This window comes from Daejeonella sp. JGW-45 (assembly GCF_029360805.1).
Lineage (GTDB): Bacteria > Bacteroidota > Bacteroidia > Sphingobacteriales > Sphingobacteriaceae > Daejeonella.
In genome coordinates, this window is record NZ_JARKNC010000010.1 from 784,777 (window position 1) to 800,912 (window position 16,136).

Genomic DNA, 16,136 nt, shown 5'->3' on the forward strand with positions numbered 1-16,136 from the left:
ACCTAAAGAGCATTATGCGTTTGATCTTACGGGATCCTGAAAAAATGAATGTCATAATTATATTTTAACTGCCTGTATATATACCTTGTAACCCGGACAAGGAGGTTTTGACTATTTGTCCAGCTGCGGCGGCTCATCGTACTTGGCTCAGTTTCCGAATTACGTTGTGTAAAAAGAGATTTATAATCATCAAAGAACAACCCTTTGCCTTTCTTTTGAATGAAGGATAAACACATCCTGTATTCCGCACGGTCTCCCTTGATACCTTCCTGGTATTTGCCGAATTTTTGCAGAAAGGTTGACCTCCGCAAATGCGGGTGATCACTGTAAAAGTGAACTTTGTAGTAGTTCAGGTGCCACGGCTTTATGATCATTTCTGAAAAGCCTTTCTTGTAAGGGATTAAATAAGGATATCTGCGGTAAGCGTAAAACCTGATAATATCCAGATCAGCCTTTTCCCTTATCAGGTTCACGGCATCTGTAAGGTGTTGAGCAAATGTATCAGAAGGGACAAAATCTTCCTGGATATATAGCGTGAAAAGTGTGTTCACTGCGTTCTGGCCTTTGTTAAGGTTGTGTGCCAGTCCCTTGTTTGTTGGACTGGAGATCAACCTGAACCCGAAATCTGCCTGCAGTTTTAAGATTGAGTTCAAATGCTGATCGCTGCTTCCATCATCTGATACAACGATGTCTTCGAATGTACACTGGCTGTCTTTAAACGATTGTAATAGTCTGTATAAGGAGTCGCTTCTGTTATAATGAGTGACCAGTAAGGTCAAGTCTTTGAAATAATTGATAGATGGCATGTCCGTTACAATAGCGAAGGACCTTAATCGTCTTCCAGCCAGTGAATATAACCATTTCTTTAATTTAACATGAGCCGGTAAAGGCAGTTTGACGAACAAAAGTACCCGGATTATTAATATCTTAGAAGCTTCCAGCTAGGAAGACCATGCAGCTATTGGAGCCTTTCCAGATTTCAGGCTTTCATATATGAATGAACGATTAACAATTTACATTGTAGGTGATTTCAGATCGGGTGCAGCCGACGGGCTCGCGGAATTTAATTATCAGAATGTGAAACTGCTGGAAGACACTTTTCTGTTTGAGTTTATTGAATTTAATAGGGCGAATAGCACCGATTATTATCGTAAGGAAACCCGGGAGGGTATAGAAGTGCACTGTTTCGGAATACAAGGTCTGCACGTGTATAAACTTTCATCTCTGTTCCGTGATTGGCTGGCGGGCCTGAGTGCAAATAATATGATATTTCATTTAAGTCATATTTGGAATATTAACAACTATCTCATAGCCAGACAACTTGTTAAGTTGAACATCCGTTATCTGATCACGCCGCATGATTCTTATGTGTATGGAAGGCTATATAGCAAAAGCAAACCTTTCCTTAAACGCCTGTACAGGAAAGCCTTCGTTCGTATTTTTGATAAATATGTATTAGATCACGCCCAAATTGTACATGCGCTGACCGCTCAATGTGTGCCATCGTTGCGATCAATAACATCTTCGAAAATTTCGGTTGTGGAAAATCAAGTTAAGGATGTCGGGATCTCGCCGACGTTTTCTCAAATTAAGCCTCAGGTGTGTTATATTGGAAGGCTGAGTATATTTCAAAAGGGGATTGACCTGGCACTGGCGGCCTTTGCGCACTTTAAAAGTACTTATGGATCTGCCGCATCTTATATACTGGTCGGACCGGCAGAGAAAGAGGCATCAGAAGCCTGCGGTCTTATTTGTGAAAATTCAGGCCTTACGCTTGATGCAGATGTAGTTCTTACAGGAAAGCTGCCTGAAAAAGAGAGGAATACAGTTTTGGCTGAATCTAAAGTTTATTTGCAATTGTCCAGATATGAAGGCTTCGGACTGAGCGTTGTCCAGGCATTGTCTGCTTTTAAACCAGTAGTTGTCTCGACCGGTATACCCATTGGCGGAGTGATTTTGAGTTATAAGGCAGGCTTTGTCGTTCATAATACGCAAGAGGCGTCAGAAGCTCTCAAAAAGTTATTTTCGATGCCTGCTGACGCGTACGAAGAAATGGCGAAGAATGCCCGGCAATGTTACGAGAAAGAATTTCACCCGGACGTAATTAAACCGGAGTTAATAGAGCTTTATGAATCTGTTGTCTCCAAATGAACGAATCAATGGTTGTTCCTAAATATGGCTATTTAAATGCGTTAAGAGGCATTGCAATTATCCTTGTCGTTATTCTCCATGTGTCGCAGACTGTAGAGGCTCTTCCACCGGCGGTATTTAAATTGTTGGAAAGAGGTAGCTACGGTGTGCAGTTATTTTTCATCGCAAGTGCCTATACGATTTTTTTATCCTATGCGCGGAGGAGTCAAATTGAAGGAGAATATCTCATAAAGAACTTTTTTATACGGCGGTTTTTCAGAATCGCTCCATTATACTATCTCGCTGCAATTTTCTATACAATTTTCTATTATTATCACCCGGATGGTTTTCAGGAGCCTGTAAACGTACTTAAGGTTATCCCGAGTGTCCTTTTTATAAATGGATTCTTTCCGGGTGCGATTAATTATATCCCGCCGGGAGGATGGTCGGTTGGCGTTGAAATGGCGTTTTATTGCACTGTTCCTTTTCTTTTTCAAAAGGTCGACTCACTTAAACGCGCTATCCGTTTATTTGCTTTACTTTTCCTGGCCACCATGGTCATTAAGTTCGCGCTCAGGTTTTTAATGATCTATTTTTTAGATATGAATTACCTCTCAATGGAGGGGTGGACACTTTATTTCTGGTTCCCCAATCAGATCGTGATCTTTTCCTTTGGCATAATCCTGTATTTTCTTGTACCGAAGTTTACCTTGAAAAAGCAGTGGCTTGGAGGGATATATCTTTTATTTCTTTTCGCACTGCTTATCCTGTTGTTTATTCTTAAAGATAAATACGATAGTTACCACGTCATTCCTGAACACGTATTAGCTGCTGCTATTTTTTCAGTTGTATTCCTGATCATGTCTAAAGCAAAAGTGAAACTGCTTAATAATCAGGTAACCCGATTTCTGGGTGAAATAAGCTTTAGCCTGTATCTGGTTCATTTTGTGATTGTCTACTTTACGGATAAACTCCTCCTGGGTTTTACGAATCCGTACGTGGAACTGATGACAAAATTAGTCATCGTGCTATTCTGTGGTGCGATGATATGTTATCTTACCTATACAGGTATTGAAAAAAGAGGAATTGCGCTTGGCAATCGAATAATTAACAGAAGGATGAATGAACAGTAATAAAGTAAAGTCGCTAATGCCCTGAAATATACTCTCGTAATCTTGTGCTGTGTAGTTTTCCCCGGCTTATAAACGCTTCCAGGATTCCGCCGTCAGCATCTAACCTGCGGGTGGATGTAAAAACCCTGGCCTTCCTGTCAGTAACGAGTTTCAATTTCCCCGTCTTCATCAGGTTTAGTGCCATCGTCCCATCTTCAGACTCGTCAACAAATGATGATCCCGGTGCATTGTCGAATTTTCTAATGTCCTTTACCTGAAACCCGCCATTGTTTCTCCCAATTTCGGTGATAAAGCCCATATTGAAACCAAGCACATTTACAAATTCACGTTTTAGTCTTCGCAGCCGGATCAGCAATCCTGTGATCTTTTCGTAGAAAAAAAGTATTGGAAGGTCTTCGGTGTTGCGCGGCAGAAAAGAATATCGCCCGTAAACGCCTACAATGTTTGGGTCTTTACGCATTGGTTTGACCATAAGTTCTATCCAATCCGGCGGGTACAATGTGTCTGAGTCAGCACACAGATGATACTGGCCCCGAGCTTTCGTAAGACCCAGTTGTCGGGCAAACGCAATACCCTGCTGCGATTCCGAAAAGTTCCTCACGCCGAGACGTTCAAGTATCTCCTGTGTTTTGTCTGTCGAGTTATTGTTTACTACGATGATCTCTACCTTATTGGGTATTTGATTTGAAGCGAGCGATGAAAGTGTCCTGAATAAAGTGTCTTCTTCATTCCATGCAGGAATTACCACCGATATATCGGGCTCTTCAGTCGTAAAACGGGCCAGGCGGTTCTTAAGTTCCTCTATCAAATTATCGCTCAATTCCTCAAATTTCTTGTGAGAATAAAGGTGCGGCTTTATCCAGACCGGGAGATTAAAGAAAAATGACATTAGCCTTCCCGCTCCCATTTTTTATGTTCAAAATTGTATCTTTTGATAACCCTCGCAGGATTCCCTGCCGCAACCGAATACTCAGGGATGCTTTTAGTTACCACACTGCCGGCACCTATTACAGAGTGCTTGCCTATGGTGACTCCAGCTGTAATGCATGAGTTTGCGCCGATCCAGACGTTGTCTCCCACATCAATCTGTTTGGTTGAGACAGGCTGTTTTACAGGCGGGACCGCCGGGTCTTCGTATCCGTGATTCATTCCGGACAGCACCACGTTCTGGGCCAGTATGGTGTTTGAACCAATACTTACGGGTCCGATGATAACATTTCCTACACCGATAAATGTATTATTCCCTATGATAATATCACCTACAGCATTGTTTAGCGTCGAAAAGCTTTCGACCACAGAATTAGCCCCTAATTCGAAGTTCCTGAAGGGGAACAGATCGGTTTTGGAAGGCCTGCGTATAACAGACCCGGATCTGCGTGTATGCTTAAAAGGGTTCAGGAAGACTTTCACCCACCAGCGCGGGCGATATTCGTTGGCTGGGATCAGCGTCCACAAAGCGAGCTTCTTTAAAGCCGGGTCTGATTTAATTCTCGAAATTACTGACATCTTTGTTCTGCTGGATATCTAAAATTGCCCCGTAAATTTCAGCAACACTATTCTCCCATGTATGGGTTGAGGCAAATTCCCTGCGGACCCTTTTAAGTTCCGGGTTATCTTCTCTCAGTGCTTTTTCTATTAATTCTACGTAATCGTGCGTATTAATAGCAAGATAGCAGTAATTGGCGAAAATTTGCATTGCTTCGGTTTGCGTGGCGACCACGGGTTTTCCCATCGCCAGGTATTCGTCTATTTTTCTTGGATAATTTCCTTCGGTAACGGCGTTTAATGATTGAGGATTTAAGCATACATCGAAGGCTTCGATGTATAGAGGCAGTTCATCAAGTTCTTTTGGCCCTGTAAAGAATATGTTTTTGTAGGTATGCAGTCCCGAATTTTTAAAAACATCGTCTTCCGGACCAACAAGCACGACGGACCACTCCGGCCGGCTGAGTGCAATGTGTTCGATGATCTTAATATTTATACGTATGCTTTGCAGGGCCCCGACATAGCCTATAACAGGCCCGGTCACATTTTTAAGGTCTGAAGGTGTTTGCTTAGAATCTGACGGAATAAAAATGCTTAGATCACATCCTTGTCCGACATTATATGACCGTTCATTATATTGCTTGCAATACCTGGCAAGGAAACTGGAATTTGCTACACAAACGTCACTCCCTGCAATAAGTTTAGGCTCGAGCCTTCGTCCGTGCCTCGACCAATAATCAACTCCGAGCAGGAAGTCTCTCGAGTAATATATGCTTACAGTTGATTTGAGAAGCTCCCTGAGATGGAAGCTTCGAAATATATCGTTATCATTAAACAGAATTATATTATTAAACTGCAATTTGTGGAGAGCGCGCTCAATGCATCCTGCAAAGGTTTTATTGTTACGACGGTTAAGTTTGTCAAAAAGCCAGGGCAGGCGGATCCAGTTTATAGACTCAATTATTTTTTCCGGATAAAGCTCCCATATATTGTGCGCTACTTTTCTCAATCCATCTTCTTGCCCGCGGACAATTTTTATACGCTTACGCACTTTTTCATCAGTACCTTGCGTAAGATAAGTTTTCCTATCCAGGGGTGAGTTTACATAGAGAACCCGGTTTGATTTTGAAAACACAAGTGCGATGTTCTTGCAATTACTGCCCAGGTCGACATCCCACGGCTGTAATCCTACGATAACAATATCTCTTTTCTGAAGGCTAGGCTTGTTCATTCGTTTGCTTCCTCTTTTCCAAATCCAGGCGGAGTGTAATGTTGATCAGTGCCACGACCAAATAAAAATATACGTTAGTTGGGAACTGCACCAGGGCTTCCTGGGGGTAGTTGCCGATATTCAATGCAAAAACTATAAGCGTCATCGCTAAGCAATAGCTTTTGAGTTCAAGGTCTTTGATTAAGTAATAATTGTTGATTCCCGTTTTAAGTATTATGAACATCAATGTGCAGAATAGAAGCAGGCCTACCCATCCAAGCTCAACGGCAACCCTTACGTATCCACTGTCGGGAGGAAACGACGCCAGGAATGAACCAGGAGAAAATTTAGCTCCCCACACCCCCGTCGACCCAAGACCTCCGCCCATAGGATGGCTTTGAATATAGGGCTGTATCATTTTCTGGTTATTGGCCCTCACACTAAAGGACGCATCTTCTGAGGGTTTGAAGGCAGACTGGAACCTGTAGAGGGTTTGATTGCTGGTGGGAATACTGATCAGAACAAAAATCACGATTGCCCCAAGTGCAGTAAGTATAAGAACCTTCTTGTTGAAGATGAGCACAGCAAGTAATACCATTGCAGCGGGAAATAGAACATAAGCTCCCCGCGTGCCTGAGTATATCATGTTAAGGAGAAAAAAGCCAGCCATGATTGCAAGCAGCCATTTTTTTTTAACAGACAAGGGGCCGAATATTAGCCCTATACATAGTAATGCGCTTATAACCATGTTATATGAGAAGGCAACCGGGTCGGAGAAGATGGAAAACTTCCTCCACACGCCTCCAATAAATAATAAGTTTGCGATCAGGGGGTCTGAATTAAGGTAGTTCTCTTCAAAACTAAAAAAGCCAAAGTGCTGTTGTTTGAAACCATACATTGCGGCGAAGACGCTCAGCCCCAGCCATACCTTTATGATAAGCCGCAGGAACTCGCGGGTGCGAATATGATAACTAAATATGAAATAGGTTAGCATGATGATCGCGACGCTGCGGATAGTGTACATCCATGCCATGCGCGAGCCACCGCTTGGATTGATTATCTGTAGAAAATTATAAAGAATCCATAATATAATTACGGTGCTTATCGGTCCTCTGAGAATTGTCCAGTCCGGCTTATATTTTTGTTGAATGAACATGCCCAGAATTAGCAGCGCGAGAAGTCCATCCATCAGTGTGCCCAATGGAAATGCAGTAAGATTCATGCGCATAATCCACATGATCAGGTATGCGGCGACAAGTAAGACAATGGTACCGAATCTGGGATGAGCAATAACGCCGTAAAGCACCGGGAGCCCTATAGCACCTGTCAGAATAAGTGCGCCAGCCTTTATACCACCCTGGTAAATCAGCAGCGCTGAGCCGACAGAAAAAATCAGCAACAGAATGGCTATGAAGGCTTTGGTATAATTGTTTTTCATCCCCCGGATTGTTGTCTTTATAGAAAAACGATTTTAACAAAGAAGAAAAAAACACTGATAAACGAGATAATAATCGCGATGATCCGGGTCAGATTCTGAACCTGCTCTTGCTTCGTTTTTCTAATCTTTAGATCGACTGTTTTCACGGATAATAGATTTTATAAGTGTTGATGGCAAATACTGGATAATCACAAATTCTTATCTAGCGAGTGTTTTCCAGCTTTGATGTATAGGTATGGTGGGTGCTCGGGGGCCGCTTGCTCACGGTTTTGATTTTAAATAGTGATACTATCTGGTAAAAGATAAACTTTGGGATGCTGGTCAGCGATCGATAGATTTTGCGGTCAACCGCAGTGTTAGCCATTGCTATTGCGAAACCAATTATAAAGGATGCTAAAGCGAAAAGCCAAAGCACCGCCGCCAGGCCAGATCCTAAAAGCAGGTTGATCAGCATGAACGTAAAAGAAAGAATCAGGAAGATAAACAGCGGTGGTCTCAGTAAAACAATTCCGAATAGAAACTGGTTCCATTGCAGGGATTTCAGACCAGAATAAATGAGCGTAAAGCCAAACGAGAAATATCTGAACCAGGTTTGGATCCACCGCGAGCGCTGATTTACTAATTGAGCGCGTTCGGCAGTTTTTTCATCGTAAACGATAGCTTCCGGGATAAATGCAATCCTAAGCCCCTTTTTTACAAGTGCAAATTGTAAAACCTTATCGAAACCTGCTCCGGTAATATTATGATCATCCAAAAATGATTTATAAATATCTGTCGTAAACGCCATTCCTGATCCGGAAAGGGTGGCAGACGACCCCAGTCTGAACAGGATTTTCCCGTCATAGAAATGATAATATATGTCTCTTGCTGCATCCAGGCAGGCGTAAGTGGTATTTAGATTTTTCGCCAGTCTTCTTCCCTGGACGGCATCAAACCCTTGCTTGAATCCTTTTTCCATTTCGTTAAGAAACTCTGGATGGACGATATTATCGCTGTCAATTATTGTGATCCTGTTATGTTCACGTTTAAAGTGTTGAATTGCATATAAATGAGATTTTGTATTGCTTGCAAGAATTTGCTCCGGGTGTAAGACGATAACACGGGTATCGGTGATGCCCAGACCGGAAATGTCACAATTGTCTGCAACAACATATACCAGATAGCGTTCGTAATTAACCTTAAGAATTGAACTAATGACATCGGGCAATTGCCCGGTATATTTAAATGCTGTTACGATAACAGCGTAGTCGCCATTTTTATGGACCGTGCTATTCAGCCGGATTGGTTTTACAAGGCAATAAGCAAGGAACAGCAGCAGTGGTACTACAAGATTATATCCAACAGTCAGCTGGACAAAAATCCATAGGTAGTCTGTTAATTCTTCTAACATTATTCCACGACAGTGGCTATTTCGATATGCTCGGTGGGTCTTCCTTCAGGTTTTACTTTATTTAGCACCCAACCGATGAATTTGCCATTAATAGTTGATAAGTAATGTATGTGCTGTTTCTTAGTAGGAGTTAGCGACTGATCAGCCTGAAAGACACTCAAAGTTTTGTCTGAGTAAGAGATCCACTCTTTTGCTTTATTAAGGGATTCCAATGAGGGGGTTTCTACTATGATAACATCAAAAATAGACTTTAAATGTTCCAATCTTTCCTTTATTGTGTGTTCATCTGTAAGCTCGTACAAGGATTTGTCGCCCCCGCGGTTTCCCATGACCATAATTCCTGTAGTAAAATCAGAGTTGGGTATCTCACCAGTTTTAAAATAGTCTTCAATGAACAGGTTTGTGACCGAATTTTGAGTTATTGAGGGATGATCAAAATTGCCGTCGATCAATAAAACTTTTTTGCTCACCATTACATACGTGTAGGCTATGCAAGCTGCTATTAATGTTTTTCCTTCGCCCTCGCTTATACTTGTTATATTAAGGATGTTCCCCCGATTGCCGGAAACGGACAGTTCCCGGTTAACCTCAAATCGTGTGGACCTTAATTGCTTCTTGAATTCGCGCATTTCCGCTGTGCCATGAAGGTTCTTCCAAATTCCTTTCAGATCCAGTGTGGAATTACCAACCAGATGCAAAAAACCAAGTACTGGTGTCTTTGTGGCCACAGCAAGTTCCATTGGTCGTCTTATGCGGTCGTCAAGATAGAATATAACAAAGAAAACAATTAAGCAGAAGGCTGCACTTAAAATTCCGCTTAATAACACAAGCAACATCTTCTTTGAAGGCTCTGGCAGTCCGGGCATCGCAACCAGGATCTGCCGAAGTTTAACCGGGAATTCAGACTCCATTTTTATCTGGTTGTACTGAGTCAGGAGATCCTGGTATTCCTTACTTACCGTTTCAATGTCCCGGTCAAACGATTGAATGACTGCCTCATGCGGCACAAGGTTGTCGAACTTACTGCCTATATAGTTTAGGTGCCGCTTTAAGGAATTCAGGCCATAGGTGGCCAGGTCTAATTGCAGCTGTAGATTCAATTTTTGTTGAATCAGATCCTGCTTAGTGTTTAGCGGATTGGTAATGTACTTATCCGACTGGCTGTTAATTTGTGATGAGAGAATTCTCTGCAGTGAGTCAATAGATTTTTTATAAGCATCGTCAAAATCATTTTGTATGTACTTATCATACAATGAGTGGATCTCAGAGCGGGTTGATAATATGCTTTGATTAATATCTGTCAGCGTCGACTCAAAATACTGTCGGTCGAGAGGATTAAATCTCTTGTCGATATTCGATATAGCGCCGCGATAAGAGATTATATCTTTTTCTGCCTGCTGTATACGTAATTCATAATCTGCACTTTGACCCATTATTTGAGACGATTGTTCGTCCAGGTTAAGAATCCGATTCTGGATCTTATATGAGCGAAGCCGGGAAATCCGATTCTGAAGTGTGTCTGCTTTCTGCTTTAGAAGGTTTTCAAGGAAATTAACCGACGAACGCTGATTGGCCTTTACCAGTGTTGTGTAATAGCTAGTAAACTCATCGCTCAAAGTATTTACAACAAATGCCGACAGGTTGGGACTTTCTGACGTATAATCTAAATTGATAAAATCTGTGGCGCCCAGCCGATATACGGAAAGTGCTGACTTTAAAGACTGGTCATCATACTCCATTGATCTTAAAACAGCGTAGAGACCATTTTGATCCGGGTCACGTAAGTTTAAACCTTCTTTATTTTTATACTTTTCACGAAATACCTCTATAGCATGCTTTATGGCATCACTGTTCAACTCCTTAAGGAGAGGGCTTTTTTCTTTGAATGGCTTAGATGTTAAATCATGTAATATTATTTTGTAAGAAACAAGATTAAGCATGCTCTTGGATCGCATAACTTCCGTCATGTTCACAAACTTCTGGTTAATCCGGGAATCCTGTAGCATTGCATCGTCTGAAAAAGACATTTGCTGCGTCTCGTCAACAATTCCCGTTGCGATCTGAGCTTCAGCCCTGTAAGAATCGGGTAGATTCCGTACGATAAAGAAGGTGATCATGATTGTTATCAGTGGTACGATAACAAGTATGAGTCTGTACTTCCATACTAAAAGAATAAATTTCTTTAATTCGTCCATACTAAAGAACTTCTTCTATCTTTTTTGTCAGGAGCTCTTCCAGTAACGCTTTAGCGGAAAGGAAATTAGATTCTATCGCGATCTTATTTTGAATAGCTGCGGAAAGAGAGCTTTGGCTTTGACTATACAATTCAAAACTGATTTCACTTTTTTCATATTTTGACCTGATATCGCGGCTCATATTCTGGATATCAGATACGAGTTTTGATTGCAATTTAAGGGCGTTTAATTGCTGCAGATATGAAAAATAACGTCGTTTAACTTCACTTTCAATAGTAAGATTGTATTCCTGCTGGTCGTATTCAGCTATTCTATGTTCCAGTTTAGCTTGTTTGACATTTGCAGGTTTTTGGAAGAGGGAGCTAAGATTGAATGAAACTGCAGCCTGATATCCATTGAAGATGATAGGATTCTGAAGATCTACAGTGTTCTCCGGTTTATAAACATATGTAAAGCTGAAAGCATCAAGCCATGAAAGCTGTTCTTTGGAAATATTACTTTTTGCAATGTCGGTGCGGGCCTTAAAAACGTCTAGTCTCGGGTAGTTATCCTTTGCTGTAGCAATTAGTTTTTCCAGAAAAACATACGAAACTTCAGGCATCATTGATTCCTGAGCCGAGGCTGAACGGATGTGAAGGAAACATCCCAGGAAAAATAAGAGAGCGTATTTTTTGTTCATATTAAATTTTTTCCTTGTAAAAGATCACAGGCAAGGTTTTAATTAATATCTCAACATCAAACCAGAACGAATATTTCGAAGCGTAAAAGTTATCAAATTTTTTCCGTTCGCGGGCAGATACATTATTTTTTCCCCTGCTTTTTATTTGCCACAAGCCGGTAACGCCGGCCGGGCCCAGAAACCGCTGCGACCATTCGTTGGATGTGAGCATCTCGGCTTCATAAAGTGGTAAAGGCCGGTTTCCAACCAGCGACATTTCACCTTTAAGTACATTAAATAGCTGCGGCAGCTCATCTATGCTTGTCTTTCGCAGGAGTGCCCCTAACCGGGTGATTCTTGGATCATTTTTTAATTTAACAAATGCCGGTTCTGTTTCGTTATTTTCATTCGGCATGCGGTATCTGTTTAATTCTGCAAAATTCTCTAACTCGGTGTCAGCGTCCTTTCGCATAGATCGAAATTTGTAGAAGTCAAAGATGTTGTATCCAGTTCCAACTCTTTTACTTTTATAAATAACTGGTCCTTTGGAATCCAGCTTTATTAATAATGCTGTCAGGAGCATAACTGGCGACAACAGCACTATGCCCAAAGAAGAAAAAACAAGGTCAAATAATTTTTTCCCCAAAGGAAGTTTATAAGTAACATCGGCATTTTCAAGCCATGAAAGTTGAGGTTTAACCAACTTGAACTTAACAAGGAAATTAAGCCTCTCCAATAGGTGATCAATAGGAAAAGGCACTATGTAATAGTCATGGATTTTAAGCTGAAGAGCCCTAAGCTTCCAATCACGATTCTTTTGATTTGCAATAACTACGATAATAAGATCACGCCAAAGGGGATTGGTCTTTATTTTTTCTATAAGGTCAAAACAGCTGCCCTGAGGGTCTGTTTCTATAAGAATAATATCAGGAAGGGTTAGAATCGACTGGTCGCTAAGATATTCATAGAAACCCTCAGGCGATGGAAAGGCTTCAATAGTGTAATGGGAGGGCAGTTCGGCCAGGATTGAGGCACCCTGTTCTGTACCCATAAACGCGATGCTAAGTTGTAAGCTTTCAATCTGGTAGCTTGGCTTAACTGTTTGTGAGCTCATGTTGGAGAAGCGATGCGGTAATAGAGGACTTGAGTTCTGCCGGATTAAATGGTTTCCTGAAAAAGTAATCTGCCCTGTATGGCATTTGTTCTACTATTGTTTCCAGGTTATCAGCTCCTGAAAGTAAAATAACAGGTGTATCGCGATAAAATCCGCTGATTTTTAGATTGCGTATAAAAGACACACCATCAATATATGGCATTTCCAGGTCGGAAATAATTAATGCAGGGTCATTCCCATCTTCCAGCCATGTTATAGCATCAGCGCCATTCTGTTTAATAACGAGATCATAATCTTTGGATAATATAAAATTCAGCAGTTTAAGGATACTTAATTCATCGTCAACAATCAGAATTTGTTTTTTCATATAATTCAAAAAGTGTGTCTCTCAAACAATGATAAGTCTCGTTTAACTGACTGGTAGCTTTACCCGGATTTCCGACAGGAATAACCCGGTATTCAAGATGCCGGGTTAAAACACCAAACGATCCATATCTATTCATCAATACCTGACAAGCCTGATGCCAGTTAAAAATATCTTCAAATTTCAATCGCAGACGGGTTTTAAAGAATCTATCCTTTGCGCAACGAGGAAAATATTCTACAACTATGGGTAAAATATTAACCACAATTTTCCCCGTAATATTGGGGAGCAAATTAGCCTTGCTTAGCAGTGGCTGAGGCTTGCAGCGGATATCCCTTATTGATCCAATTTTGCTTCAGGTTAACGGGGATATTAAGAAGCCGCCCATTTGTAAAACCCATGCTTTTCATAAGGTTGAAGGCTGGTCGAATGTTGGGACACTTATCAAACGGGCAGCAGCCACAGTAAATTACGATAAACGAGTTTTTTGGGAGATTCCTGAGATTGTCTTTCAACAGATTCAGGCTCTCGGTTTTGCTGGCTGCGCCGATATTCTTTGCTCCGGCAATATCCTCAACAACGCCAATATTGAAAATAACCGGCCTGTCAGACTTCTTATTGGTAAGGATTGCTGCCAGGTTGGCTGGCTCGATCAGATCTTTCTTCGTCCAGAGGTCTTGCTTATCGAGGGCCTTCGGTGTGCTTTGTAAAGTCTGCCCCTTTAGGCCGAGTGCAGTGAAAATAAAAATGGCAATCAGGATATTTTTCATAAAATACATTGGATGGTTAAAAATACGCAATACTTCTAAAACAAAAGTTCATTCATTAGAATAAATGCACCGGTTAGAAGAATAAACCATCCAAAGATCTTTTTCAGGTGCTCGCCTGGTAGTTTCCCTGAAAGCCAATGGCCGGCGAATGTTCCCGAAATTGCCAAGCTGCTGACCACTAGCAATAGTTTCCAGCTAAGCGGGTGGTGCAGTAAGTCGCCAGCAAAACCTACCAGCGAGTTTACCGCTATAATAAGCAAGGACGTGCCCACGGCAGCCCTTACGTCCAGCGGTGCATAAAAAATTAAAGCAGGGATAATTATAAATCCGCCTCCTGCTCCGAGCAGCCCTGAAACAATTCCAACCACGACGCCCAATAGTATTAATCCCTGCGTCTGGGGAAGTTTGGGTCGGCTAATTCGCTGCGGTTTTAGGATGCCTATCGCTGCACCTATCATTAACAATGCAAACAATACCAAAGTTAATGTGCCCCTGTAAACTACAATATTATCAGAACTGTAGAGAATATCCGGGATGTATGGGATAAGGAACATCCGGATGAGGTAAACTGTTAATAAAGACGGGAGGCCGAAAATAAATGCAACCCTGAAGTTGATTTCTTTTTTTAGGACTTTTTGAAAAGCACCAACTGCACTTGTCGAGCCCACTATAAAAAGTGAGTATGCGGTAGCAAGTACAGGTTCTACATGAAAAAAGTAAACCAGAATTGGAACGGTTAGTACCGATCCTCCGCCGCCGATCAGGCCAAGGGAAATCCCGATAAACAACGAAGCGACATATCCTGTGAGTTCCATTTTGCTGGCTCAAAGATGACAAGAAAAATCCAACTAAATTCTGTGTCCCAACTTTCTTATTAAGGGTCTTGCTCAAACGAAGTATCTGATTCTGTGATAACCGATGTACTTATTTCCAGACCAAAGCTAAAGTGCTGTATTACAGATATTCATAAATTAAAAAAAATAATAATCCTTTTTATTATGTATTGGCGGTTTTTGACAAAAAAGGGAATAGCCGTCAGATTTTTGGCTTGGTTTTCGAGGGACCCAATCACTCAAAAATTACAGGCCATGGCAAGAAGTAAAATAACAGCTATTAAGAACTGGATAAAAAAGATGGGATTCGAGCTTATCAAGTCTCACGTTATCAATGGTAAATCCACCCGAATTAATTACTATAGCTTAGGTAGCTTTGGTATTTACGAAGAGATCTCAAAGGGTATTAAAGGCGGAAAAAAGATGGCAGGGGATAAACTTAGATTTATCTCATGGACTCCGTGGGGAGTAGACTTTGAAGTAAATTCTGTAAATGATCTGAGTAAAGCTTATCAGGACTCAATAAGCTATAATCCAGACGTTGTGATCGGCTAAAGGTTTTTTACTTCGTTATGCAAAATAAAGCTCGACAGTTCGTCTATTGGATGCTTTAGTATTTTACCAACCCGAATTCCTTTTGTTTCGCAGATCTCCTTCAGCAAATCTTTAAAGTGAAATGCTATCGACCCTACAAAATGGCAAATTTGCCTTTTGTGGTCCGGATAGGATTTTATATTAGTCTCAACGAACTCGTCAAATCCATTTTTTAACAGATCGACTATAAATGGATGATCTATATGATCACTCATAAAAGGGGCGAACGATGCCAGGAATGAATTAGGAGAAGCTTGCTGATATATCCTTTTAATCACCGATTCTTTGTCAATGCTAAACTTTCCCCCAAAGGGCACCGACAATTCGGCTGGCATTGTCCCGTATAAGAATGATGTGATAAGTTTCCGGCCAAAATATGTTCCTGATCCTTCGTCACCAAGAATATACCCAAGTCCGTGCTTACTGTCATGGATCTTTACTCCATCAAAATAAGAGATATTGGAGCCGGTACCCAGGATGCAACATATACCCGGATCGGAGCCGCAGGTTGCATAAATTGAAGCAATGATATCAATATCTACACTAACAAACGCGTTCTTAAATACTTTCGATAAAGCATTAGAAATTATTTCTCTTCGGTCGGGGCTGGAGCAGCCTGCACCAAAGAAGTAGATCTCTCTAACTTCATCTACATATTCCTGGACCTCAGGCGCATTTTGAAAAACTTGTATAATGTCTTTCTCTGATAAAAAAAAAGGATTGATGCCTTTGGTTCTGAAATGGATAGCCTGATTATCAGATCGGGTTAATATCCAGTCGGCTTTAGTCGAACCGCTGTCTGCAACTAATAACATATTATTA

At 41.3% G+C, this 16,136-nt stretch carries 16 protein-coding genes; 3 read left to right on the forward strand and 13 right to left on the reverse strand.

What is annotated here, in order from left to right; all coding sequences use genetic code 11:
- Nucleotides 1-26: 26 nt before the first annotated feature.
- Nucleotides 27-905: a glycosyltransferase gene (locus tag P2W76_RS17140; protein ID WP_276349126.1), complete on the reverse strand. Its 879-nt coding sequence runs from the start codon at nt 903-905 to the stop codon at nt 27-29.
- Between the two features lie 88 nt (nt 906-993).
- On the opposite strand from P2W76_RS17140, the gene P2W76_RS17145 reads away from it, so the two are divergent.
- Both P2W76_RS17145 and P2W76_RS17150 read left to right on the forward strand, forming a co-directional pair.
- Complete coding sequence (locus P2W76_RS17145; protein ID WP_276349127.1) at nt 994-2,151, forward strand: glycosyltransferase family 4 protein; 1,158 nt, start codon at nt 994-996, stop codon at nt 2,149-2,151.
- Entirely contained in the window at nt 2,148-3,263 is a 1,116-nt protein-coding gene (locus P2W76_RS17150) for an acyltransferase (protein ID WP_276349128.1), read from the forward strand. Before P2W76_RS17145 ends, P2W76_RS17150 begins: the two co-directional genes overlap by 4 nt.
- A 13-nt stretch (nt 3,264-3,276) precedes the next feature.
- Here the strand turns inward: P2W76_RS17150 and P2W76_RS17155 are convergent, their stop codons facing one another.
- The 11 genes from P2W76_RS17155 to P2W76_RS17205 all read right to left on the reverse strand — a co-directional run bounded on the left by P2W76_RS17155 (nt 3,277) and on the right by P2W76_RS17205 (nt 14,702).
- Nucleotides 3,277-4,170 carry a glycosyltransferase family A protein gene (locus P2W76_RS17155; protein WP_276349129.1) on the reverse strand — a complete coding sequence of 298 codons (894 nt, stop codon included), beginning with the start codon at nt 4,168-4,170 and terminating at the stop codon, nt 3,277-3,279.
- On the reverse strand, nt 4,152-4,769 hold the full coding sequence (locus P2W76_RS17160) for an acyltransferase (protein WP_276349130.1): 618 nt from the start codon (nt 4,767-4,769) through the stop codon (nt 4,152-4,154). Before P2W76_RS17160 ends, P2W76_RS17155 begins: the two co-directional genes overlap by 19 nt.
- Nucleotides 4,747-5,979: a glycosyltransferase gene (locus P2W76_RS17165; protein WP_276349131.1), complete on the reverse strand. Its 1,233-nt coding sequence runs from the start codon at nt 5,977-5,979 to the stop codon at nt 4,747-4,749. Before P2W76_RS17165 ends, P2W76_RS17160 begins: the two co-directional genes overlap by 23 nt.
- Nucleotides 5,966-7,396, reverse strand: a complete 1,431-nt coding sequence (locus tag P2W76_RS17935; RefSeq protein ID WP_346429841.1) for an O-antigen ligase family protein — start codon at nt 7,394-7,396, stop codon at nt 5,966-5,968. The genes P2W76_RS17165 and P2W76_RS17935 overlap by 14 nt, the downstream gene beginning before the upstream one ends.
- A gap of 202 nt (nt 7,397-7,598) precedes the next feature.
- Nucleotides 7,599-8,786, reverse strand: a complete 1,188-nt coding sequence (locus P2W76_RS17175) for a glycosyltransferase (protein ID WP_276349132.1) — start codon at nt 8,784-8,786, stop codon at nt 7,599-7,601.
- On the reverse strand, nt 8,786-10,981 hold the full coding sequence (locus tag P2W76_RS17180; RefSeq protein ID WP_276349133.1) for a lipopolysaccharide biosynthesis protein: 2,196 nt from the start codon (nt 10,979-10,981) through the stop codon (nt 8,786-8,788). Before P2W76_RS17180 ends, P2W76_RS17175 begins: the two co-directional genes overlap by 1 nt.
- Nucleotide 10,982: 1 nt before the next feature.
- The gene (locus P2W76_RS17185; RefSeq protein WP_276349134.1) at nt 10,983-11,660 is read right to left on the reverse strand and encodes a TolC family protein; all 678 of its coding nucleotides are present in this window, start codon (nt 11,658-11,660) and stop codon (nt 10,983-10,985) included.
- A gap of 1 nt (nt 11,661) precedes the next feature.
- The gene (locus P2W76_RS17190; RefSeq protein WP_276349135.1) at nt 11,662-12,753 is read right to left on the reverse strand and encodes a sugar transferase; all 1,092 of its coding nucleotides are present in this window, start codon (nt 12,751-12,753) and stop codon (nt 11,662-11,664) included.
- Nucleotides 12,734-13,120 carry a response regulator gene (locus tag P2W76_RS17195; protein ID WP_276349136.1) on the reverse strand — a complete coding sequence of 129 codons (387 nt, stop codon included), beginning with the start codon at nt 13,118-13,120 and terminating at the stop codon, nt 12,734-12,736. Before P2W76_RS17195 ends, P2W76_RS17190 begins: the two co-directional genes overlap by 20 nt.
- A gap of 290 nt (nt 13,121-13,410) precedes the next feature.
- Nucleotides 13,411-13,887, reverse strand: coding sequence for a rhodanese-like domain-containing protein (locus tag P2W76_RS17200; protein WP_276349137.1), 477 nt, complete (start codon nt 13,885-13,887; stop codon nt 13,411-13,413).
- Nucleotides 13,888-13,922: 35 nt separating this feature from the next.
- Nucleotides 13,923-14,702: a sulfite exporter TauE/SafE family protein gene (locus P2W76_RS17205; RefSeq protein WP_276349138.1), complete on the reverse strand. Its 780-nt coding sequence runs from the start codon at nt 14,700-14,702 to the stop codon at nt 13,923-13,925.
- 273 nt (nt 14,703-14,975) lie between these two features.
- Between P2W76_RS17205 and P2W76_RS17210 the strand changes: the two genes are divergently transcribed.
- A complete protein-coding gene (locus tag P2W76_RS17210; RefSeq protein WP_276349139.1) occupies nt 14,976-15,275 on the forward strand; it encodes a hypothetical protein in 300 nt (99 codons plus the stop codon).
- On the opposite strand, the gene P2W76_RS17215 is transcribed toward P2W76_RS17210, so the two are convergent.
- Entirely contained in the window at nt 15,272-16,129 is an 858-nt protein-coding gene (locus P2W76_RS17215) for an N-acetylglucosamine kinase (RefSeq protein WP_276349140.1), read from the reverse strand. The genes P2W76_RS17210 and P2W76_RS17215 overlap by 4 nt on opposite strands.
- Nucleotides 16,130-16,136 lie beyond the last annotated feature (7 nt).